Below are 1,092 nucleotides of genomic sequence, written 5' to 3' on the forward strand. Positions count from 1 at the left end.
GCCTGGGAGGGGGCCTCGGTCGCCTCGGTCGTCCGCACCGGCGGGAGAGCCGGTGTCGGGGGCTGACCGGGGTTCCGGGCCGGCTGTACCGGAGCGGCCGTCTGGGTCGCCCGCGCCGGCTGAGGGGCCCGCTGCGGGGGCAGCGTGGGGTTCCGCGCCGGTGAAGCCGTCTCAGCCGCCTGCCTCCGCTGGGGGCTCGGCTGCGGCTGCTTTCTTTTCCGATGCGATGGCCGGGGATTCTGGGCCGGTGGAGCCCGAGTGGTCGCCTCGGTCGCCGTCTCCCGCCGAGGAGGCGACTCCGGGGCCTGCCCGGGATCCCGGGACCGGGACGCCGGAGCGGCCGACTCAGCCGCCCGTCTCCACCGAGGGGACCGTCGAGGGCTGGTCGTCGGGCTCCACCGAGTCGACCCACCGGGGCGGTACCGGCTCCGGCTCGGGCGGTCCCTTGCCCAGGGACGCCGCCGACCCGGCCGGGCCCGCCGCGAGGCGGCTTCCGTCCACGCCCCCGCCTCCTCCCGCGCCCCCGTCACCTTCGCCTCCGTCCGCTCCCGCTTCCGCTTCCGCACCTCCGTCTGCGCCCGCTCCTGCTTCTCCGCCCTCGTCCCCTTCCTCACCTCCGTCCACTCCTCCACCTCCGTCAGCCTCTCCGCGTCCCTCCGCACCCCCGCCGCCCTCCGCGCCTCCCTCGCTGCCGGAACCTCCATCCGTCGGGGCCGTGGGCGACTCCGGGCGTGGGATGGGCGGTGGCGAGACGTACGCCGCACCGGCCACCGGGGAGGCGCACGCCGCTTCGGGCGACGTGGAGGCGTACGACGCATCAGCCGCCAGGGAGGCGTACGGCGCACCGGGCGCCGGGGAGGCGCCTGCTGCACCTCCCGCCGGGGAGGTGTACGGCGCACCAGTCGCCGAGGAGGCGTACGACGCACCGGTCGCCGGGGAGGTGCACGCCGCTTCGGGTACCGGGGAGGCGCCTGCTGCACCGCCCGCCGGGGAGGTGTACGACGCACCGGTCGCCGGGGAGGTGCACGCCGCTTCGGGTACCGGGGAGGCGCCTGCTGCACCGCCCGCCGGGGAGGTGTACGACGCACCGGT

Annotated in this window: 1 protein-coding gene and 1 pseudogene; one reads left to right on the top strand and one right to left on the bottom strand. The window is 77.3% G+C overall.

Annotated features, from left to right (window positions below):
* Nucleotides 1–345: 345 nt before the first annotated feature.
* Nucleotides 346–501: a hypothetical protein gene (locus tag ACFY3J_RS18135; protein ID WP_384185120.1), complete on the bottom strand. Its 156-nt coding sequence runs from the start codon at nt 499–501 to the stop codon at nt 346–348.
* 214 nt (nt 502–715) lie between these two features.
* Here ACFY3J_RS18135 and ACFY3J_RS18140 point away from each other — a divergent pair.
* Nucleotides 716–1,092, top strand: a pseudogene (locus tag ACFY3J_RS18140) (hypothetical protein); the annotation flags it as partial.

Source organism: Streptomyces sp. NPDC001231 (assembly GCF_042896885.1).
Lineage (GTDB): Bacteria > Actinomycetota > Actinomycetes > Streptomycetales > Streptomycetaceae > Streptomyces.